This window comes from Luteolibacter luteus, assembly GCF_012913485.1.
Classification (GTDB): domain Bacteria; phylum Verrucomicrobiota; class Verrucomicrobiia; order Verrucomicrobiales; family Akkermansiaceae; genus Haloferula; species Haloferula lutea.
The window spans coordinates 118,325-141,216 of sequence record NZ_CP051774.1; the positions used below are offsets into that span (position 1 = coordinate 118,325).

Here is a 22,892-nt window from a genome sequence, read left to right on the forward strand (position 1 = left end):
CTCACCATTGGATCATGTCAATGCGCCACAATCCCCCACCCTGGGCCTGGACCCTCGCGGTCTCGGCACTGCTCGCCGCTCTGGTCGCGGGTGCGGGGGTCGTGCTCGCACGGAAAGTGGAACACCTCGCCGAGAAGCCGGTGGGCAACCGCGTGGACGATGCCTTCCGCGAGAGCGCACGGCGCATCGTTATCCTGGAGAGCTTCTGGCAACAGGCCGTGGAAACCGAAGCGACACGCCTGCTGAATGGAGGCATCAATGCGCCCGACTCGCAGGTCCCGGGAATCATCCAATGCTCCTGGCTGAATCCGAATCTCTACGAGCCCGAGCGCAGCCAGCGCCGCTTCGATGGCCGACCGGTCGAGCTGCGCCCCCTGCTTGAGCGCTTTGCACGCGGCGCTGCGGATGAATGGAAGATCCCGAATCAGGATGTGGCCCAAGGCGGTGGCTGGCTGGAATCGCCGGGCCGCCCGCTCGCATGGCGGCAGGGCAATGGCCGCAATGCAGTGATCCTCCAGCTCGATCCTTCGGCAGGCGTGCCGATCGTGGAGAAAGATCTCATCGCCCGGAAGCTCTTGCCCGAGGATGAGCCCGGCTCGCTGACATGGACGGATCCGCAGGAAAAGGTGTGGCTCGCGTCCGGCAAGCCTGCACCGGCAGGGCAAAAGCCGGACGAGATCCTGCGCCACGTTTCGCGCTTCGGCGATTGGGCCTTGCTGCGCCACTACCCCGTGCGCATCGAGACCAGCTATCGCATGCCGGTGCTGGCCGGTGGCTTCGCGATCGCGGCGCTCTTGTTAGGCGGAGGCATCGCGGTGTCCTCATGGCAGAAGAAAGCGATGCGCGTGGCGGCGGAGCGCGTCAGCTTCGTGAACCGCGTCTCCCATGAGCTGCGCACGCCGCTGACCAATCTGCTGCTGAATACCGATCTCGCTCTGGATGACCTGCCCGGGGACGAAGGGAAGCTGAAGCGCCGCCTCGGACTGATCCGCGAGGAGACCTCGCGGCTCTCCCGCATCGTGGACAACGTCCTCGCCTTCGCCCGCATCGAACGCGGCACCGCGGAATCGCACGCCACCCGTTGCGATGTCGGCCAGGTGCTCGGGGAGGTCCGGGAGATCTTCACGCCGCTCTTCGAGAGGAAGTCGATCACATGCCGCTATGATGGTCCGCCCCGGGGTGACCTGCGGCTGGATCGCGATGCGCTTTCGCAGATCCTCTCGAACCTGCTTTCAAACGTGGAAAAGTATGCCGGAGAAGGAGCCAATGCCGCGGTCCGCATGGCTAACAAGGACGACACCCTGACCATCGAGGTCGAAGACGATGGACCCGGTGTTCCCGCCGACGCCCGGCGCCGGATTTTCCTCCCCTTCGAGCGGGCGGGCAGCCGTGTCGATGAGGGTGTGAGCGGCACCGGCCTGGGCCTCGCGATCAGCCGTGATCTGGCCGAGCGGATGGGCGGTCGCCTGGAGCTGGCGGATACCGTGGGCGGCGCGAAGTTCCGCCTGGTGATCCCGCTCGGGGAAAGGAGTGCTTCATGATCATCCTGCTTGCGGAAGATGACACCGTGACCCGCGAGGCCGTGGTGGAGCTGCTGGAAGGGGAAGGCCACCAGGTGCTGGCCGCCCGCGATGGCCGGGAGGCGCTGGACTTCTGGAAACGCCATCGCCCCGGACTGGTGTTGCTGGACATCATGATGCCTCACGCCAGCGGCTACGAGGTTTGTCGTACCATCCGCCGGGAAGACCGGCACACCCCGGTGCTCTTCCTCTCCGCGAAGTCGGAAGAGGTGGACGTGGTGCTGGGATTGGAACTCGGCGCGGATGACTTCGTGAGAAAACCTTTCGGCAAACACGAGCTGCTCGCCCGCGTCCGCGCCGTCCTCCGCCGTCATGGCAGCGGCTCGCGGGAAGCGGAGTGCCTCGAGTTCGGACCCTGGCAGGTTTTTCCGAAGCGCCTCATCGCCTCGCAGGACGGCCGAGAAATCGAGCTCACCACTCGCGAGGTGAAGGTGCTTCACCTTCTGTCGAAGCGCCGCGGTGAAGTCGTCACGCGGGACGAACTTCTCAACGAATGCTGGGGCCTCGAGTATTACCCCGAATCCCGCACCCTCGATCAGCACATCCTGAACCTGAGAAAAAAGCTCGAAGCAAATCCCTCCCAGCCCGTCCTCATCGAAACCGTGAGAGGTGCCGGCTATCGATCCCCGGCTTAGACACGGAGCGCTGCCATCACGGCAGCTCCGCCACCCAGCGCAGGAACTGCTTCGGTTGGTCCGTTGTGACCGGCAGCAAGCTCTTCGCCACCAGCAGCAGCGGTGTCTCCGAAACCACCTGCGTCGCCGTCGGACCCGAAGACCAGCTCAACAGATCGGTCGATCTCTCGAGCCGCAGCGTCGCCGCACGGTCCGCCCGCCGGGGAATCGAGCTCTGCAAATAGGACACCCCTCCATCCATCACCACGGACACCGTGATCGGCGGAAGCGGATTCACCGATTGTGGCGGTGTGCCGAGCACGAACTCCATCACGTTCGGAATCCCATCGCCATCCGCATCCTGCTCCGGCCCATTCAAGGCCACACCGGAAAGCTCGGCATCGCGCCACTGCGCATAGGTCATCGGCCCACCTGCGATCGACGCGGATTGCATCAAGGCCCCACCCGAGTTCAGCGAGCCAAGGATCACCTGGTTCGCATTCGCCACGTTCCACTCCAGCGCCACCGGATCGATTCCACCCGGCTGCGGCCACAGCCAGGAACTCGCGCGCAGCAGGATCCACTCGCTATTGTTTATCCCGCCCAAGCCCCAGATGTAGGCCTGCGCGTTCTCGACAAAGGGCGAGGCATTGGAAGTCACCGTGTACGAGCCCGTGAAATACTTCGTCGTGGGATTATAGGCCGCGCTCTGGGCCGCCACCCACTTTCCCGCCCACTGCGCCGTATTTGCGGAAGTAGGCACGAAGCCATCCTTGAAGACTCCCAATTCGAAATGGAAGCTCGCGTCCATCGCCTGCCCGTTGCTCATCCGGTTGGTGGTACCGGGATCGCAATACCACTTAATCGTCCTCGCATGGAGCGAGGACAAGGTCAGGACGAGCAGGGCAAGGATCGGACGAAGCATCTTAGCCGGGATTGCGGCGGCGCATCAGCATCAGGAAGCCCAGCGAGGAAAGGAGCAAGACCGAAGGCTCCGGCACGACATTGTAGGTCTGCAGGACGTGGTTCCCCGGGCTATACACATAGCCACCACCCGCCGCCGCACCCTGACCGCCGAAGACCGGCGTATCCCCAGGGGCCAAATCACCGGTCGACCATTGCGTCGGTGGACGGCTATCGCAGCAGACGCCGGTGGCCGTGGGCATCACCCAGCTGTCGCTGCGTCCGAGGAACCACTGGGTGGCACCCTCGATCGCCAGATCATTGAACACCCAGACATAGGCCTCGAGATCCGAGAAATTCATGCCGACGGATGCCGCGGCACTGCTGCTCGTGCCATCCGCCTTCAGCTCCGCGGTCCCGGTGAAGTAACCGAGCTCCGCATCGAAGGACGCCTGGTCGAAGGTCCGCCAGTTCGCCGCCCATTCCGACATGTTCTCGGCAGTCGGGACGAAGTCGTCGATGAAGACGCCGAGCTGGATCTCATACGTGGAGTCCAGCGCCTTGCCGTCGGTGGTAGCCAGCGAGTCCAGGACGCCGCTGCCCCAGTTGATGGTGACCGCGTTCGCATGCATCGCGCCGAAAATCATCAGGGCGGATGCAAGTCCCGAAACTGGAAGTCGAAGTTTCATGGGGTGGTGGGGTGTTAAGGGGTGGTGTCAATCAGGGCTGCCAGGGACGGGAGACGCGGTAAGCCGGCAGCGGGGTGTTTAGCTTGATGAATGCACTATTGTCGCGTTTGAAGAGAAGGTTTCCATCCTGCGCGGTGATGGTGGAGTCGCCCACCTTCACCCAGCGGCGGAGAGCCGGTTGCGTCGGCGCGCCATTGAGCAGGAAGTAAGTATCGTAGCCGGTGGCATCCACCACGGTATCGCCGCGCCAGATGAAGATCTCATCGGCCTTCTTGAAGTCGCGGTTGCCCGTGAAGCCGTTCGGGATCGTCATGCCGCGGCTGAGTGGCGATTCATCCACCGGATAACCGCCGCGCACCAGGTTGTTGCCTGCTTGCAGCGGCAGCACGAAGTCATTCGCACGCACCTTGCCGAAGGCCACCAGCGATGCCGGGTTCTCCAGGCAACGGACGAAGGTGCCCTGCCCCGGCGCGATGACCGTGCCGGCTTGATCCGACAGCGAGTTGTCATCCACGCGGACCCAACGTGGCGAACAGGAGTTCTCGTAGAGCCAGTAGTTGATGAAGGCACCGTCCGCGAAGACCTGAACCTGATCCGCCGTCTCCTGGCTGCCGGTCGGCGTGAAGGCACCCATCGGGAACATCTGGCCCAGCGTCGAGTGGACGCGGATCACAAAATGATCCCCCGCCAGCGCCGCTGGCAGCGGACCCGCGATCGTATTGAATGGCGCCGTGCCGGCAGAGACATTCGTGGCATTTGCCAAGGTCAGGCTGCCCGTGCCGGTGGCGGAGACATCGAAGCGATGGCCCGCCAGATCACCGGATACCACTTCGAGGTAGTAAGCGGAGCCCGGGGTCAATGCGGTCCCGAGATTCAGTCCCGCGGCCGAGGTCGTCAGGTCGATCTGCTGGCCATTCACGCCATCCACCACACCGGAGAAGACCGGGCAGGAGACAAAGGAATTGCTGTAGGTGCGGCAGTCCGTCCCCCAGCTCGTCTCGATCCAGCCGCCAACTTCGGTGAAGGCGATCGCCTCCGCTTCCGGATCCGCATCCAGATTCAGCGAGACGCGGATGCGGACGAAGCCGCTGGTCGCGAGACCCGTGAGATCCTGCAGGTTCAGGATCCTGACCGTCTCCGAGCCATCGCCATTGTCGGTGATGGTGTAGTTCGCCGGAGTCAGCGTGACCGTGCTCCACGCGCCGGGCGAGAGCATGAGATCGCCGAGCGACTGCAGATCGTAGGTCACATCCGTGGCACCGCCCGCCGTGCGGGTATAGACGGCATCCACCGCGCCCTCATCGGTCAAGGAAGGCACCAGGCAGAATGGATTCCCCGCACCGCTGGCCGGATCGCTGCCGAAGGCATACTCGATCAGGTTGTTCGAAAGGTCGCCATCCGGGTTGTCACCGGGGCCGTTCTGACCGCCGAGCGGATTCTCCGCCTGCCAATCCGGAAAGGTATTCGGCGTCTTCAGCGGGCGCTCGAGGAAGTTCATGTTCTCGATCGTGGCGCCGGCACCGAGGCTGACCGGGCCGATCTCATCGAGATCACCGCCATCCACATCGGAGATGCTGAGGTAACCATCCGGCTGCAGCTCGGTGATCACGTAATCCTTCGGAGCCAGCCCAGTGAAGCTGTAGCTGCCATCGGCCGCGGTGGTCGTGGAGCTCACCAGGATGCTGCCGTCGAAGAGACCGATGAGCACGCCGGGGATTCCCGCATCGGGAGTGCCGTCGTTGTTGTTATCGGCCCTCACGAAGCCGCGGATCGTGCCCGGCGAGAAGTAGCCCACCGAATCCGGCACCGGGGTGTCCTGGCCATCCACCGCCACGACCGTTACCGGATCGCTGCCTGCGGTGCGGATGGCGCCGGCCGGGATCTGCGGATCGGCATCGACGATGTCGATGAGCGTCGCACCCGGCGGCACGGTGGCGGTCCAATTGCCATCGCCACCCGTGGTCACCACCTGGGTGTTTCCATTCACGTCGGTGATGAGGATATCCACGCCTGCCAGGCCCGGCTCACCCGGATCCTCGACACCATTGCCATTCAGGTCGGTGAAGAGGTGGCCGCTGATCGTGCCGGAGCGGTAGAAGCCGTCATTCCCCGCGGAGGTATTGATGCTGGCCACCGCGGCCACCGTGGTCGGGTCATCCCCTTCCGTGCGGACATAGCCCGCGCCCGGATACTGCGGATCGCTTTCCTGGATGTCCGCGATGGTCGTTCCCGGCGGCACCGTGGCCGTCCAGTTGCCATTCGCATCGGTGGTCACCGTGAAGGTATTGAGCAGCGCGGTGGTGATGAGCACATCCACACCCGGGATGTTCGGCTCGCCCGCATCCTGCCTGCCGTTGCCATTGCTATCGATGTAGAGATGGCCGGAAACGGTGGCCGGGAAGAAGAACCCGACCGGGATGCTATCGAGGCTATCACCCGCCACCGCGTCAAAGACGGTGGTCAGGGCACCCTGCGTGATCACCGAGCCTGCCGGATACTCCGGATCCGCGGCATCCACCGTAGCGAAGGCCTGACCCGGCGGCACGCTGGCGGTCCAATCGCCATTCGCATCCGTGGTCACCCGCTGGGTATTGCCATTCGAATCCGTCACGAGGATGTCGACGTTCGCCAGGTTATGGATGGTCATGTCCTGGTTCCCGTTGCCATTCAGGTCGAGGTAGAGGTGGCCCGTGATGATCGCCGGGACGAAGTAACCATTCACACCGCCGCTGACGGTCGAGTTCGCCACCGCCGTCACCGTGGTGAGCGGTTGCCCCTGGCGCTGCACCCCGCCCTGCGGGAATTGCGGATCGCTTTCGTCGATATCGATCACCGTGGCTCCCGGAGCGACGCTCGCGGTCCAGTTGCCGGAGGCATCCGTCACCACCGTGGTGGTGATGCCATTCGAGCCGGCGACGAAGACATTCACCCCCGCAAGGTCAGGTTCCCCGGCATCCTGGATGCCATTGCCATTCACATCGACATAGAGGTGACCGGTGACGGTGGCCGCGATGTAGTAGCCATCGTTTCCACCGAAGGTATTTTGCCCGGAGAGAACGGTCACCGTATTCGGGTCCTCGCCCTCGGTCTGGGTGGCACCGGCCGGGAAATCCGGATCGGACTCGTCCATGTTGATGTTCACCGCACCCGGAGCGATCGGGGCCGACCAGTCGCCATTGGCATCGGTGGTCAGGGTGACCGGCGTGCCGAGGCTGTTGGTGACCACAAGGTCCACATTCGCCAGGTTCGGCTCACCGGAGTCCTGGGTACCGTTGCCATTCACATCGATGTAGAGGTGACCGGAGATGCTGCCCGGGAAGTAGTAGCCATTCGTTACCACGGCCACCGAGCTGCCATTCGCAGCAGTCACAGTATCCGTGCCATCTCCTTCCGTGCGCACGAAGTCAGTGGTGAAGAGCGGATCGGCTTCATTCACCGTGGCGGTGACGGGACCCGGCGGCACGCTGGCCACCCAGATGCCATCGGCATTCGTCAGCACGAACTGCGAACCATTCACCGCGGTGACCTGCACCGGCACATTCGCCAGGCCCGGCTCACCCGTATCACGGACACCGTTACCATTGAGGTCATTGTAGATCACGCCCGTGACCGAGGTCGCGAGGTAGTAGCCATCGATGCCGCCATCCACCGTCGTACCCGCGAGGGCCTCGACCGTATTCGGATCTTCGCCTTCGCGATGCAGCGCACCCACAGGGAACTGCGGATCGCTTTCATCCACATTGATAGTGGTGGTGCCGGTCGGCACGCTGACGGTCCAGTTGCCCAGGCCATCGGTCTCGACAAGGTGCGGCTGGCCGAGTGAATCCGTGATGACCACGGTGATATTCGCCAGGTTCGGCTCGCCGGCGTCCTGCGCGCCGCTGTCATTCACATCTAGATAGATGTGACCCGTGATGGTGCCGAGGATCTCATAGGCGAGCGGCGGGATCACCGTCGGCCCCGCGGTGCTGGTGGTCACGGTCACCGGATCAGTGCCGGTCACGAGGGTGCCACCGACCGGGAAATCCGGATCGGTCTGATCCACATCCACGATCGTGCTGCCTGGCGGGACCTGGATGCTCCAGTCGCCATTGCTATCGGTCGTGACCACATGGACCACGCCATTGCTATCGGTCACGATGATATCGACACCCGCCAATGGTGGATCGCCCGGATCCTGGAGGCCATTGCCGTCGTTATCCACGAAGAGGTGGCCGCTGAGGGACGTGGAGACATAGAAGCCATCCTTGCCCGCATCCGCGATCACCCCTGCCACGGCGGTCACCGTGGTCGGATCCGTGCCCTGTGTCTGCGTCGCGGCAGCCGGGATCTGGCCATTCGTGTCGGTGATGTCGACAATCGTCGCACCCGGCGGCACGGCAGCCGTCCAGCGGCCGTCGCCGCCCGTGGTCACGGTCTGCGTGTTGCCGAGGCTGTCGGTGATCAGCACGGTGACATTCGCGATGCCCGCTTCCGTCCCCTGCTGCGTGCCATTGCCATTCGTATCGTCATAGATCACGCCGGTGACGCTGGCGGCCACGTAGTAGCCATCGGTGCCAGCCTGGGTGATCACATTCGGCACGGCATTCACGAGGTTCGGATTCGTGCCCGCGGTCTGGACCGAAGCGGACGGCATGTCCGGATCGGTGGTGACCACCTGAACCTGGGTCGAGCCCGGAGGCACGATGGCACTCCAGAGACCCGCAGTATCCGTCACGACCGTCTGGAGCGCGCCATTGCTATCGGTGATGATGACATCGATGTTCGCGATGCCCGGCTCGCTCGGCTCGCGGGTGCCGTTGCCATTCACATCGAGGAAGACCAGACCGGTGATGGTGGCCGGGAAATAGTAGCCATCATTTCCGGCGGAGACGCTCGTTCCGGCGACGGCGGTCACCGTGGTCGGATCCGTGCCCTCGCGGCGGGTCGCGCCATTCGGGAAGGTCGCATCGAGCTCGAGGATATCGGCGGTCGTCTCACCCGGCGGCACGCTGGCCGTCCAGATGCCAGAGGCATTCGTGGTCACGTCGCGGATGGCACCGGTGCTATCGGTGACGCGCACGATCACATTCGCCAGCGGCTCATCGATGCCATTGAAGGCGCCATCGCCATTCACATCGCGATAGACAAAGCCCTGCACCTCGGCAGCGCGGTAGAAGCCATCACTGCCCGCATTCACGGACTGCCCGGCCACCGCGGTGACGCTGGAGGGATTCGTGCCTTCCTTCTGCACCATGCCGACGAAGGGCAAGGTGGCCGTGACAACGGTAACCTGCGTCGTCCCCGGTGGCACGCTGGCCGTCCAGAGGCCATCGGCATCGGTGACGACAGTCTGCGTGCTGTTGTTCGAATCGAGGATCTCGACGCTGACTCCGCCCAAGCCCGGCTCGCCCGCATCGCGGAAGCCATTGCCATTCGTATCGGAGTAAACGAGGCCGTTGATCGAGGACGCGAGGTAGAAGCCCGCGGCACCACCGGCCGGAGTATTCTGTCCCGCCTCGGCATTCACCGTGACCGGATCCGTGCCCGCGGTCTGCGTGGCACCCGCAGGAATCTGCGGATCGCTGTTCACGATGTCGATGGTCGTCTGGCCCGGCGGCACGCTGGCGGTCCAGTTCCCGCTCGCATCCGTGGTCACCGTCTGCGTGTTGCCATTCGAGTCCGTGATCAGCACATCCACACCGGCCAAGCCCGGCTCACCGGAGTCCTCGGTGCCATTACCATTCACATCCGTGAAGAGGTGGCCGCTGACGGTCGCCGGTTGATAGAAGCCATCATTCCCCGCGAAGGTATCCAGGCTGCCCACGGCGAAGACGAGCGAAGGATCGGTGCCCTCGGTCTGGAGATAAGCGGCGGGATAATCCGGATCCGCCTTGTCGATGCTCACGATCGTATTGCCCGGCGGCACGGTGGCGAACCAATCGCCATTGGCATTGGTGACGACGGTCTGGGTGTTGTTGATCGCGCTGGTCACCCGGACGTTCACGTTCCCCAGATTCGGCTCACCGGCATCCTGAGTGCCGTTGCCATTCGTATCGACATACAGATGGCCGCGGACCGTGGCCGGGAAGAAGAAGCCCACTGGCGTGCTGCCGGTCGTCGTTCCCGCCACCGCGGTGATCGGGGTGATCAGGCTGCCCTGCGTCACCGTGGAGCCGGAGGGATACTCCGGGTCGTTGGTATCGATCGCGGCAGTCACCAGGCCCGGTGGCACGCTGGCCGACCAATCGCCTTCCGCATCCGTCACGACCGTCTGGGTATTCCCCAGGGAGTCGGTGATGAGGATGTTCACGTTCGCCAGGTCGTGGATCACGAAGTCCTGGTTCCCATTGCCATTCAGGTCGAGATAGAGGTGACCCGTGACGATAGCCGGCGTGAAGAAGCCGGCGGAGCCCGCAGGCGTATCCGCACCGGCCACAGCCGTTACCGTGGTCAGCGGGCTGCCCTCGGTCTGGGTCGATCCGGCCGGATATTGCGCATCCGCTTCATCGATATCGATGACCGTGGTGCCCGGTGGCACGCTGGCGATCCAGTTGCCATCCGCGCCGGTCACCACCGTGCGGGTGTTGCCGTTCGAGTCGCGGACAAAGATGTTCACGCCGGCCAAGGCTGGCTCACTTGGATCCTGGACTCCGTTGCCATTCGTATCGGCATAGAGATGACCGCTCACGGTGCCCGGCTGGTAGAAGCCGGCGGAAGAACCGGAAGGCGTGGCCTGGCCGGAAACCGCGGTGACCGTCACCGGATCATTGCCCACGGTCTGCACCGAGCCTGCCGGGAGACCGGCATTGTCGATGTCCACAAGCGTGGTGCCCGGCGGCACGCTGACGCTCCAGTTGCCATCCTCATCGGTCGTGACGATGTGCTGCTCACCGAGGCTATCGGTGACAATGATATTGATGCCCTCAAGGCCCGGCTCGCCCGGATCGCGGACGCCATTGCCATTCGTATCGGAGAAGAGCGAGCCATTCACCGTGCCCGGGAAATAGTAGCCATTGCTTTCCACGGCGGTGGTGGAATTCACCACGGCGACCACGGTATCGCTGCCATCACCCACCGTGCGCTGGAAGCCGCTTGGGAAGGCCGGGCCGGTCTCGAGCACCGTCGCGGTCGTGCTGCCCGGCGGCACCGTGGCCGTCCAGACGCCGAGCTCATTCGTCACCACCTGCTGGGTGGCGCCATTCACATCGGTGACCTCGACGGTCACACCGGCAAGGCCCGGCTCGTTCGGATCGCGAACGCCATCGTGATTGAGATCGACGAAGATCGCCCCGGTCATGCTGGTGGAGAGATAGAAGCCATCGATGCCCGCGCTCACGGTGGCACCCGCTTCCGCAGTCACCACGGTGGGATCCGTGCCTTCGCTGGAAACGGCACCTGCCGGGAACTGCGGATCGGCCGTGGAAACCTTCACCGTCGTCCCGCCCGGCGGCACGCTGGCGGTCCAATCGCCGGTGGCATTGGTCACGACCACCTGCACCTTGTCCAAGGCGTCGGTGATGATCACATCGACGTTCTCGAGGTCTGGCTCGCCGGAGTCCTGCGTGCCATTGCCATTCGTATCCACGTAGAGGTGGCCGGTCAGGGTGCCAATGAGCTTGTAGCCGATCGGGCCGGTCGAGGTGTTCTCGCCGCCCACGGCAACCACGGTCACCGGATCGCTGCCCTGGCTCAGGGTGCCTCCCGCGGGGAACTGCGGATCATTCTGATCCACATCCACCACGGTGCTGCCCGGAGGAACCGGCACGGACCAATTGCCGCTGGCATCCGTCTGGGTCACGTGAGGATTTCCGAGGCTATCGGTCACATTGATCGTGACACCGCCGAGGCCCGGCTCGCCCGCGTCTTCCTGGCCGTTGCCATTCGTATCGACATACAGGTGACCGCTCACGGTCGCCCCGAGATAGAAGCCCACCGGCGTGCTATTCACCGTCTGGCCGGCAAGTGCGTTGAAGAGCGTCGTCGCGGCACCTTCCGTCACGGTGTAGCCGGTCGGATACTGCGGATCGTTCGAGTCAACCGTCGCGCTGGCTGCACCTGGCGGCACGGTGGCCGTCCAGTCACCATTCGCATCGGTGGTCACGCGCTGTGTATTGCCGAGGCTATCGGTCACCAGCACATCCACGTTCGGCAGGTTGTGCGTCACGAAGTCCTGCGTGCCATTGCCATTTAGGTCGAGATAGAGGTGACCCTTGATCACCGCCGGGATGAAGAGACCCACCGGGGTGCTCGCGCGGGTCTCACCCGCCACGGCGGTCGTGTTCCCGATGATCTCGCCCTGCGTCTGCATCGCACCGGCCGGATACTGCAGATCAGCTTCGTCCACATTGGAAAGCGTGGTGCCGGGTGGCACGCTGACGCTCCAGTTGCCACCGGCATCCGTGACCACGGTCTGGCTGCCGCCATTCGAGTCGGAGATGAAGACATTCACGCCCGGAAGGTTCGGCTCGCTGCCGTCCTGCACGCCGTTGCCATTCGTATCGACATACAGGTGCCCGGTGACGGTCGCCGCCAGATAGTAGCCGGTAGCTGTCGTGGCCGCGGTGTCCTGACCGGCGACTGCGGTCAGGGTAAGCGGATCGGCACCGGAAGTGAGCACGGAGCCCGCGGGCAATCCGGCATTCACCACATCCACGGTGACGGTCCCCGGAGGCACGGAGGCGGTCCAGTTGCCGCTCGCATTCGTCACCACGGTCTGCGTCTCGCCGAGGCTATCGACGATGGTCAAAGAGATTCCCTCGAGGCCGGGCTCTCCCGCCTCTTCCTCACCATTGCCATTCGTGTCGGAGAAGAGATGACCGCTGATGGTACCGGTGAAGTAATAACCGGCACCGGTGAAGTTCACCGGCGGACCGGTGACCACGTTCTTGGTTTCCGTGGTGAGGCCGAAGGTCTTCTGGAAGCCCGCCGGGAAGGCCGGGCCGCTTTCAACGATCGTGCAGGTGGTGCTACCCGGCGGCACGCTGGCCACCCAGACACCCTGTTCGTTCGTGACAACCGTCTGGTCCTGGCCGTTCGAATCCGTCACGGTCACGCTCACGTTGGCCAGTCCCGGTTCACCCTCATCGCGGACGCCGTTGTGATTGAGATCCACGAAGATCGTGCCGGTCACGGAGGTGGCGATGAAGTAGCCATCATTCCCCGCGCTCACCGTGGTGCCCGCGACGGCCGTCACGACCGTCGGATCCGTGCCTTCTCGCTGCACGGCACCCGCCGGGAACTGCGGATCGAGCGTATTCACCTTCGCCGAGGTGCTGCCCGGTGGAACATTCACGATCCAATTGCCAAGGGCATCCGTTTCCACGGTGTGGACCGCACCGAGCGAATCCGTCACGACAACATCGATCCCGGCCATGTCCTGCTCGCCCGGATCCTGGTCGTTGTCGCCATTGATGTCGTAGTAAAGGTGACCCGTCACCACGCCGAGGATCTCATAGCCGATCGGAGCTACGGGAACCGTCGTACCAGCCACCGCGGTCACGGTGACCGGATCGGCACCGGCGGTAAGGGTTCCACCGGCAGGGAACTGCGGATCGGATTGATCCACATCCACCAGGGTCGCACCCGGCGGCACGCTCAGCGACCAGTTGCCATCGGTACCGGTGGTGACCACGTGGACCACGCCATTGCTGTCGGTCACGATGACATCGACGCTCGGCAGGTTCGGCTCGCCCGGATTCTGGATGCCATCGCCATTCGTATCCACGAAGAGGTGACCGCTCACGGTCGCCGCGACGTAGAAGCCATCCTTGCCGCCATCCACCGTCGCACCGGCGACTGCCGTCACGGTGGTGGGGTCAGTGCCCTGGATCTGCACGGCTCCGCTCGGGATGGCCGGGGATGCTTGATCGAGATCTGCGGTCGTCGTGCCTGGCGGGACCAAGGCGGTCCAGCGGCCGTCGGCGGCGGTCGTCACGGTCTGCGGATTGCCGAGGCTATCGGTCACCAGCACGTTGACTCCGGCGATACCAGGCTCCCCTGCTTGCTGGGTGCCGTTGCCATTCGTATCGAGATAGATCACGCCGGTCACAGTCGAGGCCACATAGTAGCCGTGCACGCCTGCCGAAACATTGCCCGCGGCAACAGCGGTCACCGTCCGTGGATCCGTGCCGATCGTCAGCGTGGCACCCGCCGGGAATTGCGGATCGCTCGTCACCACCCGCACCGTGGTCGCACCCGGAGGCACGATCGCGCTCCAATTGCCGCTGATTGCGGTGGAGACCACCTGCACCGCGCCGTTGCTGTCGGTGATCTCGATGTCGAGATTGCCGATGCCCGTTTCGTTCGGCTCCTGAGTGCCGTTGCCGTTCGTATCGAGGAACACGTAACCGGTCACCGTGCCGGGGAAATAGTAGCCATCCGTGCCACCATCCACCGGGCTGCCGGCGATGGCAGTCACGGTATTCGGATCGGTGCCTTCACTCTGCTGGCCGCCAGCCGGGAACGTGATGTCCTGGGTGATCACATCCACCGTGGTCGTGCCCGGTGGCACGCTCAGGGTCCAGCTGCCATCCGTAGCGGTGAGGGCATCGCGGCTCACGCCGAGGCTATCGGTCACGCGGACGATCACGCCCTCGAGTCCCGGCTCACCGGCATCGCGGCTGCCATTGCCATTCACATCGCGGTAGACCACGCCTGCCACCGTAGAGGGCAGGAAATAGCCATCATTCCCCGCGTTCACGCTGCTGCCGGCGACTGCGGTCACCATCGTCGGATCGGTGCCTTCGGTCTGGGTCACACCGGCCGGGAATTGCGGATCGGTGGTCACCACCTTCGCGCTGGTCGTGCCCGGCGGCACGGCGGCCGTCCAGACGCCGAGGGCATCCGTGGCCACGGTGCGGGTGGCACCGGTGGAGTCCGTGATGGTGATGTCGATATCCGGGATCGGCAGTTCACCGGCATCGCGGGTGCCATTGCCATTCCGGTCGAGATAGAGAATACCGGTGACGGTTGCGGATTGATAGAAGCCGGTCGCCACTCCCACCGGGGTGGTCGAGCCCGCCACCGCGGTGATGGTCACGGGATCCTGGCCGACCGTGCGCGTGGCACCGCTCGGGATCTGCGGATCCGTATCAACGATGTCCACCAGGGTGCTGCCCGGCGGGACGCTGGCGGTCCAATTGCCAGCTCCATCGGTCACGACGGTGCGGACGGCACCCGTGGAGTCCGTAATCTGGATGTCCACTCCGGCGAGGCCCGGCTCACCGGCATCCTCGACGCCATTGCCATTCGTATCGGAGAAGAGGTGGCCGGTCAGGATTGCAGGCTGATAGAAGCCATCGACGCCTGCCGGGGTATCGACTCCCGCCACCGCGTTCACGGTGTTCGGATCGCTGCCTTCAGTCTGTTGATAGCCGGTCGGATACTGAGGATCGGCATTGTCGATATCGACGATCGTCGTGCCCGGAGGAACGGAGGCCGTCCAGTTGCCATTCACATCTGTGGTGACGCGCAAGGTGCTGCCGGTCGATGTGGTGATCACCACATCCACATTCGGAAGATTCGGCTCACCCGCCTGCTGCGAGCCATTGCCATTCGTATCGATGTAAAGGCGTCCGCTGATCCTGGCCGGAACGAAGAAGCCATCCTTGCCTGCATTGGCAGTGGAGCCAGCCACGGCGGTCACCGTGGTCGGATCCGTGCCCTGGGTGCGGACGGAATTCGCCGGGATGTCCGGATCGGTATCGACGATGTCGGCGATCGTCGCGCCCGGTGGCACGTCCACGCTCCAGTTCCCCTCACTATCGGTCACCACCGTGCGTTGCACGTTCAGGCTATCCGTGATGATCAGGGAAACGCCGGGCAGTGCCGGTTCGCCCACGTCTTCCACGCCATTGCCATTCGTATCGATATAAAGATGACCGATCACCTTCGCTGGCAGGAAATATCCATCGATGCCTGCGGAGACGACCTGCGCGGCAACTGCAAGCACGCTGGTCGGATTCTCACCCTGGGTCTGGGTCGCACCGGCCGGGAATTGAGGATCGGTCACGACCACCAAGGCCGTGGTGGTGCCCGGCGGCACGGAGGCCGACCAGTTGCCCGCGGAATTCGTTTCGATCGTCTGGGTCGCACCCGTGCTGGAGGTGACGAGGATATCGATCCCCGCCAGCGAGGTTTCGCCCGCGTCCTGCACACCGTTGCCATTGGCATCGAGATAGACATGGCCCGTCACCGTGGCCGGGAAATAGTAGCCATCCTTGCCCGCCGGGGTGCTGGTGCCTGCGACGGCGGTCACCACCGTCGGATCCGTGCCTTCACGCTGCACGGCACCCGTCGGGAAGCTGGCGTCGAGTTCCAGCACGTCCACCGTGGTGCTGCCCGGAGGCACGCTCACGGTCCAGTCACCGGTCGCATTGGTGGTGACATTCCGCACCACGCCGAGCGAGTCGGTGATGCGCACGATCACGCCCTGCAGACCGCTGTCGGCTCCGTCTTCGATGCTATTGCCGAGGATGTCGCGATACACTCGGCCGGTCAGCGTGGCCGGGATGTAGTAGCCATCGTTTCCGGCGCTCACCGTGGCATTCGGATTGGCAGTCACCGTGGTCGGATCATTGCCTTCGGTCTGCTGCGAGTTCGCAGGCGGAGACACCACCTTCGCGGTGGTCGTCCCCGGTGGCACGGTCGCGGTCCAGGTGCCATTCGCACCCGTCGTGACGGTCTGGGTAGCGTTGTTGGAATCGGTGATGAGGATTTCCGCACCGGCGATGTTCGGCTCGCCTTCCTGCTGCGTGCCATTGCCATTCGTGTCGATGTAGAGGTGACCGGTGACAATGCCCGGGCGCTCCTCGACGAAATTCGCGGGCGCCGTCGCCCCGGCATTCAGCAGCAGTGAGACACGGCGGGCCACGCCGCCATCGCTATCGGAAACAAAGAGGTAACCGCTCACCGGCGTCTGGGTCACGATGTAGTAACCCGGTGCCAGACCCGTGAAGGAGTAGCTGCCATTCGCCGCCGTGGTGGTGGTCGTGGAGACCGCATTGGCACCGTCATCCGGCAGGCCATTGCCATTCGGGTCGGTCAGCAGCGTGATCGTCACCCCGGCCATGCCCGCATCGCCGGTGTTATCGTTGTTCGTGTCCTCCAGGACCGTGCCGGCAATGGTGCCGAGGCTGGCATTCGGCACGAAGCCGAAGTCCACGGTGTTGTTCGTGACATTCGCCACCACGCTGAAGCCCTGCGTGATTACCGGCGTGCCGCGGCCACCCGCCTGCTCGCCATTGTCATCATTGTCCGTGGCATTCACCGATGCCGCGGTCGGCACGGAGGAAAGCGGTGCCGTGGCCAGCGCGCCGAAGCTGCCGAAGTTCGAAGCAGGGATATAGATGAAATACGATCCCGGCACCACATTCGCGAAGCTGTAAACGCCCCCGAGACCGGAGGTGGTCACGCGATAAGGCTGCACAGCCAGCGGATTGTCGCCGGTGCGGAAGAGCTGCAGCGTGACATTCGCGATGCCCGACTCCGTGGCGCTATCGTAGAGGCCGTTGTTGTTGATGTCCGCCCACACCAGGTTCCCGATGCTGCCGAGCGCGGTGGTGTTCGTCGTATCGAGGAAATCGTTTCCGGAGGAAGTCGCGGAAGCCGCCACCGTCACCGGGATGCGGTTGTCATTCGGGAATGTCCTGTCGCCCGTGCTGACAAAACCGGACGGATCGGTCTCGATCACCACATAGCTTCCCGGCGGGACCAGGTTGAAGGCATAGCTGCCCACCGTGGCGCTGGTCGAGGTCAGGGTGGTGGCATAGAGCGTGCCGTCGGACGGATTGCCGTCGCCATTCGGGTCGGTGTAGAGCTCGATCGTCACACCGCCGATGCCTGCTTCGACATCCGTGAGCAGCCCGTTGGCATTGGTGTCGTTGCGGACCTGCCCGGTGATGTTCGCGTAGAGCGCGGGGTTGATGTAGAGATCGAGGAAGTTGTTCCCCGTCGATGGCGTGAAGCTGGTGAGCGTCACCGCGATGCGGTTGTCATTCGCGCCATCGGTATCGGCCACGCTGTTGAAGCCGGTCGGGTCGGACTCGACCACGGCGTAGGTTCCCAGCGCAAGGCCGAGGAATTCATAGGAGCCATCCGCCGCGGTCGTGGTGACCGCGAGCAAGGTATTGTCGGACGAGTAGAGGCTCACCACCACATTCGCCAGCGGGGTGTCACCGCCGCCGAAGCCGGAGGTGCCCTTGTCTTCCAGGACGAGGCCCTTGATGCTGCCCGCCGTGGTGATCAGCGAGGCCGAGCCGCTGGTCGGAGGAACGGCATCGCCATTCGAATCCGTGGCATAGTTCACCACCGCGTTGTTCACGGCGGGGTTCGCCTGGCCCTTCACCTTCAGGGTGACAGAGATGGTCTGCGTGGCACCCACCGCCAGGCTGCCGCTGCCGGTGATGTCATTCCACAGCAAGCTGCCGGAGCCGACCGCATTCGGAGCGAGCGATGAGGAAACGTATTCGAAGGTCTCATTCGAATACATGTCTTCCAGCGGGAGATTCGGGATCGCGGTCGAGCCCGTGTTCTGCACCGCGATGCTGAAGACCACGTTTTCCCCCTTCCCTGCCGTGCCCGAGGCCGGGCTCACGACCGTCTTGGAAACGGACACGCGCGGACGCGTGACGATGACCGAGGCGGAGCTATTCGACGTCGCCGTGCCGCCGGTCGCGGTGGCATTGTTCGTCACCGTGCCGCTCACCGAGTTCGTGGTGAAGTTCACGAAGATCTCCGCCGCCTGGCCTTGCGCCAGCGGGCCGACATTCGACCAGCTCAGCGTGCCACCCGAAGCGGTGCTCGGTGCTGTGGAAGCGGAAACATAGGTGAGGCTCGCCGTCGGGAAGGTATCGGTGAGGGACACCGTGGAAAGCGCCGTCCCCCCGGTATTCACCACGCGCAGACGGAACTGGACCGCCTGCCCTGCACTCACTTGGCCGCTGGCCGGAGAGACCAGGACCTTGGTGAGCGAGATGCCATCCACCGGAGTCGCGGCAGGAACCGTCGCGGTGTCCGTGGAGACGTCGTTGGAATCCCTCACGTCCACATAGCTCACGCTGAGGGCACTGCCCGCGGGGGCGTAAAGGGTACCGTTGTTGTTCGATCCCGCGACCGTCGCGCTGGCGGGAACCGTGGCGGTGAAGACGCCGGTATTCACCCCGGTCTCGGTCAGCGTGATCGTTTCCGTGTCACCGGTGCTGCTGGTCAGCGTGACGATGACCGTTTCGACCTGTGCGGGATTCTGGTTCTGGTCGAGGTCCGTCACCCGGATCACGATCGACTCACCCGGGGCATAGGTCAGCGTGCTGGCCCCGCCAGTGGTGAAGAACTCCGTGGTCGAAGGCGTGCCGACATCCCGGAAGCTCATGTTGACCGAAGTCGAGCGCTGCGAGGTCACCGTGCCTTCGAAGCCTTCGCGCGCGGTCGCGGCGATGGAATAGGCACCCGTGGTGGATCCGGTGCGCCACACATACTCATAGGTCTTCGCGGAAGCCGTGGTGGCCACCACGTTCGCGGCGACGAGGCTGGTCGTGATGTCGTCCGCGGTTCCGGGACCATCGATCGCGAGACCCACGCTGGTGATGTCATAGGCGCCGAAGGGATCGCCCACCACCGTGCGGACATAGAGCACCTGGCCGTTGAAGGGATTCGTGACCAGCGAGCCGCCCGGATACGGCGCATCGTAAACGCCGATCGAGTCAGTATGGATCACCGTGGTCGTCGGGATCGTGATGCGCGAATTCTTGGTCGTGCTGTCGTAGTCGATCCGGAAGCTGAGACCGGCCACCGAGTTCACGATATCCAGCGAGAGCGCCTGGCCGGATGGGATCGTCACGGCACTGGACAAGGCCGGGAAACCGAAGGTCAAGCTGGTGCCGTTCTGCGTGGTCGAGTTGCTGGTGGCGACCGTGGTCGTGCCGTAGCGGAGCACCGCGCTGATCGCGGGCGTGGCCGGCATGGTGCCGGAGGCCACGGTGTAGAAAACATTGCCGCTCAGGACCGCTCCCGTCGGCAGGATCAGGTTCTCCGCAAGCACCGGAGTCTGCGTGAAGGTCAGGGAGCTGGAAGACGTCGCCGGCTTGATCGGCACGGACACCGTCGACCACGCATCATTCCCGGTGGTCCAGGAAGATGTCACGGATCCGGCCACACCGGGCTTGGTGGAAGCCACGGCCCGCACGCCATCGTTGTTCGCGGTGCCTTGGATCGCATTGTAGAGATCCGTCTGGCCCGCCGCGGAGGTCGAGGTCCGCGAGTCATCCAGCGCCATCGTGGCGTAAACGAGATCGCCCGCAGCCGCAGTCACCGCAACAGTAGCGGAGGTGCCGCTGCCCGAGTTCGCCACCGCCGTGCCCAGCGGCGTCGTCTGATCGACACCCGTAAAGGTGGTCACGCCGACATGCAGCGAGTCATCCGAAGCGATACCCGTTCCCGTCACGACCACATTCGCCGTGCCGCTCGCCGGAGCGACGAGACGCCAGAGCTGGGTCACCACTTCCTGCGTGGAGTTCCGGCTCAGCACCAGGGTCAGCGGCACGCCTCCATAAGTCACGCTGCTGATGTTGATGCCAGCCGTGCCGTCATCCTCGTAATTCAGCGCTACCAGCATCAAGCGGTTCGAACCGGTGCCGGTGGTATGCGAGACGGAAAGCGAGGAGATCGGGCCATTCGAGGAACCCGTGGTCGTCGCAGCCGCCGCGATCGTCGCGGTGCCGGAGGTGAGGTTCGCGGTGGAAGAAGTCGTCGTGTCGTTTGTGAGGACCGGATCGATACGGTCGAGGTCCTGGTCCGGGGAGCCGATGCCGTCCGCGCTCAGGTAGAGGATCTTGCTTGGCGATGGCGTGCCGATCGAAGACGCGCCGGTCGCGGTCTCGCCATACACCGGATCGGTGTAGGAAACGCTGAGGCTGTTCCCCGCGAAGACGTTCAAGGTGCCATCGTTCACGTTCGTCCCCGCGCCGGAGGAAGAAGGCAGTGCCGTGGTATTCCGGAAGATGCCGGTATTCACCCCGGTCTCGGTCAGGACGATCGACTCGTAGTCACCGGTCGTGGTGTTCCGCACCAGGACCGTGACGGTTTGCACCGTGGTGGCACTCGTGTTCGCATCCGGATCCGTCATCGTGACGTAGATGCCATCGCCCGCGTTGTACGTGGTGACGGTGGTGCCGGTGGACGTGCTGAAGGCAATCACCGCTGCCGTGCCGCCGCCAGGCACGGAGACCGTATTCGTCGAGGTCACCCCGGAGTAGCCGGTGGCGACGGTATTCGCGATCGAACCCGCGGCCACGATCGTGGCGCGGTACTTGAGGGTCGTGGTCTGGCCACGCTGCAGGACGGGCACGGTGTAGCCTCCCGCATCCAGCGGGAAAGGCGTGCCCGAGCCGCTGTCGGGGATCGCCACGCCATCACGCGTGGTACTACCCGCGACGTAGGAAATCTGCGCCGGCAAGTTGTCCACCACCACGATGTTCCCCAGGGCGACGAGGCCCGCGTTGTCCATGGTGATGGTGTATTCCAGCACGTCATTGATGCTGAGACCCGCCGGAGCGTTGTCGGTCGACGTTACCGAAGCCTTCCGCACCACTGGCACGGGGAAGCTCGGGATCGTGGTGCCGGCATCCAGATACGGATTGCCCGGACCGGCCGTGGCAGGATCCTGTCCCCACGCGCCCGCGATCAGCGTGCCGTCCGTGGTGTAGATGCGCATCCCGGTGTTATCCCTGTCGGGATCGAACAAGCGCTGCACCTGCAGGGCACCGGTCGGAAGGATCAGGTCGCACTTGCCGCCCAGCGGATCCGTCTGGGATCCCGCGCGGTCGCCATTGAAGTCCACGTAGAGCGTGGTGTTCTTCACCGGCGTCACCCATGCCGGGTTGCCATTCACGGTCGGTACCACTTCCGAGCTGCCCGGACCCCAGCCGAGGGACAGCGAGGTGGTGAGATCCGACTCCTGGACGAGGCTGAAGCCCCAGTCGTGGACATTGTTCGCCGTGGGTTTCGCGCCCACGCACTCGATCGCGTAGAAAGGCTTGGTGCTATCCGTGCCGATGAAGCTGGCACCGGAGTCCTGCGGCATCAGGTAGCGGTAGTTGCTCTTCGCCGGGATGCTGAAGGAGCTGGCACCCACGCGGGTATTCACGTTCACCGTGATCGCCGTCGTCGCCGGATTGTAGAGGAAAACGTAGGCATCATCGCCATCGGTCGCCGTGCCCACCGGGCTGTAGTAGCGCGTCCCCCACTGCGCCGTCGGTGCCACCGTGTACCAGCGGGTTTCATAGTTGCCGCCGATGTCACCGGTGATGATGTCCACCTGCACCGGCTTCGTGGCAGTGACCGTCGCCCCCTTCAGGAGACCACGCTCCAGATAGTAGGTCTCGCCTTGGCCCAGGACCACCGTGGCATCCACCGAGCCGTTGCCGTCCTTGTCGATCTGCACCGATGTGCCCGGCTGCGAGGCCTGCACGAAAAGCGAGCACAGCTCGAACATCGAGGCCGTCAGCGGCGTCGGGAAAATCTCATCTTCCCCCACCGGGATGATGTAGCTCGTGCCCCAGTCGATCGTCGAATACACTTCCGTGGCATCCGCCAGCACCGCGCCAGGTGTGGTGGCCCAGGAAGAACGCGACATCACGATGCCTCGCGTGGCACCCACGCGGTCGCGACCATCATACAGGAAAGCCGTCGGATTGCGCGGCAGCACAATGCTATTTCGCAAGGCGATCACGGTGCCGGAATTCAGACCTACGGGATCCGTCGTAAATCCGGGCGGCTTGCCATTTGCATCGTTGCCATCACCCCAGACCTGGGTCGTCGATTGCACCGGATTGTCCAGGCTCACTTCGTAGCCGTCCTCCCAGTGGTCATAGACGATCTTGGTCCCGGAGACAGCGGCCACCATCGACACGGTGGTGTCCATCGTGGTTCCGGTGTTGCTGGCTAAGGCTACGAAACTCTGCCGGATCTGCGCTTCCGGCATGGGGACGTAGTATTCCTGAACGATGGTTTGGGAGGAAGCTGACAAGATCCCCGCGAGTGCAAGGAACGGCTGGATCAGCTTACGGGCTCCGGTGAGGGCAGTCCGGTTTCTCATGGGGTGGCGCTAAAGGCCCGCCGACAGTGCATCC

At 64.1% G+C, this 22,892-nt stretch carries 5 protein-coding genes; 2 read left to right on the top strand and 3 right to left on the bottom strand.

The window, feature by feature from the left end; genetic code table 11:
* Positions 1-14 precede the first annotated feature (14 nt).
* Positions 15-1,541: a sensor histidine kinase gene (locus tag HHL09_RS00490; protein WP_169452545.1), complete on the top strand. Its 1,527-nt coding sequence runs from the start codon at positions 15-17 to the stop codon at positions 1,539-1,541.
* Positions 1,538-2,215, top strand: coding sequence for a response regulator transcription factor (locus HHL09_RS00495; RefSeq protein WP_169452546.1), 678 nt, complete (start codon positions 1,538-1,540; stop codon positions 2,213-2,215). Before HHL09_RS00490 ends, HHL09_RS00495 begins: the two co-directional genes overlap by 4 nt.
* Positions 2,216-2,231: 16 nt before the next feature.
* On the opposite strand, the gene HHL09_RS00500 is transcribed toward HHL09_RS00495, so the two are convergent.
* From HHL09_RS00500 to HHL09_RS00510, 3 genes are read right to left on the bottom strand one after another with little or no spacing between them, the layout of a single operon-like run.
* Positions 2,232-3,119 carry a hypothetical protein gene (locus HHL09_RS00500; protein ID WP_169452547.1) on the bottom strand — a complete coding sequence of 296 codons (888 nt, stop codon included), beginning with the start codon at positions 3,117-3,119 and terminating at the stop codon, positions 2,232-2,234.
* A 1-nt stretch (position 3,120) separates the two neighbouring features.
* A complete protein-coding gene (locus HHL09_RS00505; protein WP_169452548.1) occupies positions 3,121-3,786 on the bottom strand; it encodes a PEP-CTERM sorting domain-containing protein in 666 nt (221 codons plus the stop codon).
* A gap of 31 nt (positions 3,787-3,817) precedes the next feature.
* The gene (locus HHL09_RS00510; protein WP_169452549.1) at positions 3,818-22,858 is read right to left on the bottom strand and encodes an SdrD B-like domain-containing protein; all 19,041 of its coding nucleotides are present in this window, start codon (positions 22,856-22,858) and stop codon (positions 3,818-3,820) included.
* Between the last annotated feature and the right edge of the window lie 34 nt (positions 22,859-22,892).

Excerpts from the sequence above, each read along its gene's own strand:
- HHL09_RS00510 (WP_169452549.1), bottom strand. The coding sequence starts at position 22,858 with ATGAGAAACCGGACTGCCCTCACCGGAGCCCGTAAGCTGATCCAGCCG.
- HHL09_RS00490 (WP_169452545.1), top strand. The coding sequence starts at position 15 with ATGTCAATGCGCCACAATCCCCCACCCTGGGCCTGGACCCTCGCGGTC.
- HHL09_RS00495 (WP_169452546.1), top strand. The coding sequence starts at position 1,538 with ATGATCATCCTGCTTGCGGAAGATGACACCGTGACCCGCGAGGCCGTG.
- HHL09_RS00500 (WP_169452547.1), bottom strand. The coding sequence starts at position 3,119 with ATGCTTCGTCCGATCCTTGCCCTGCTCGTCCTGACCTTGTCCTCGCTC.
- HHL09_RS00505 (WP_169452548.1), bottom strand. The coding sequence starts at position 3,786 with ATGAAACTTCGACTTCCAGTTTCGGGACTTGCATCCGCCCTGATGATT.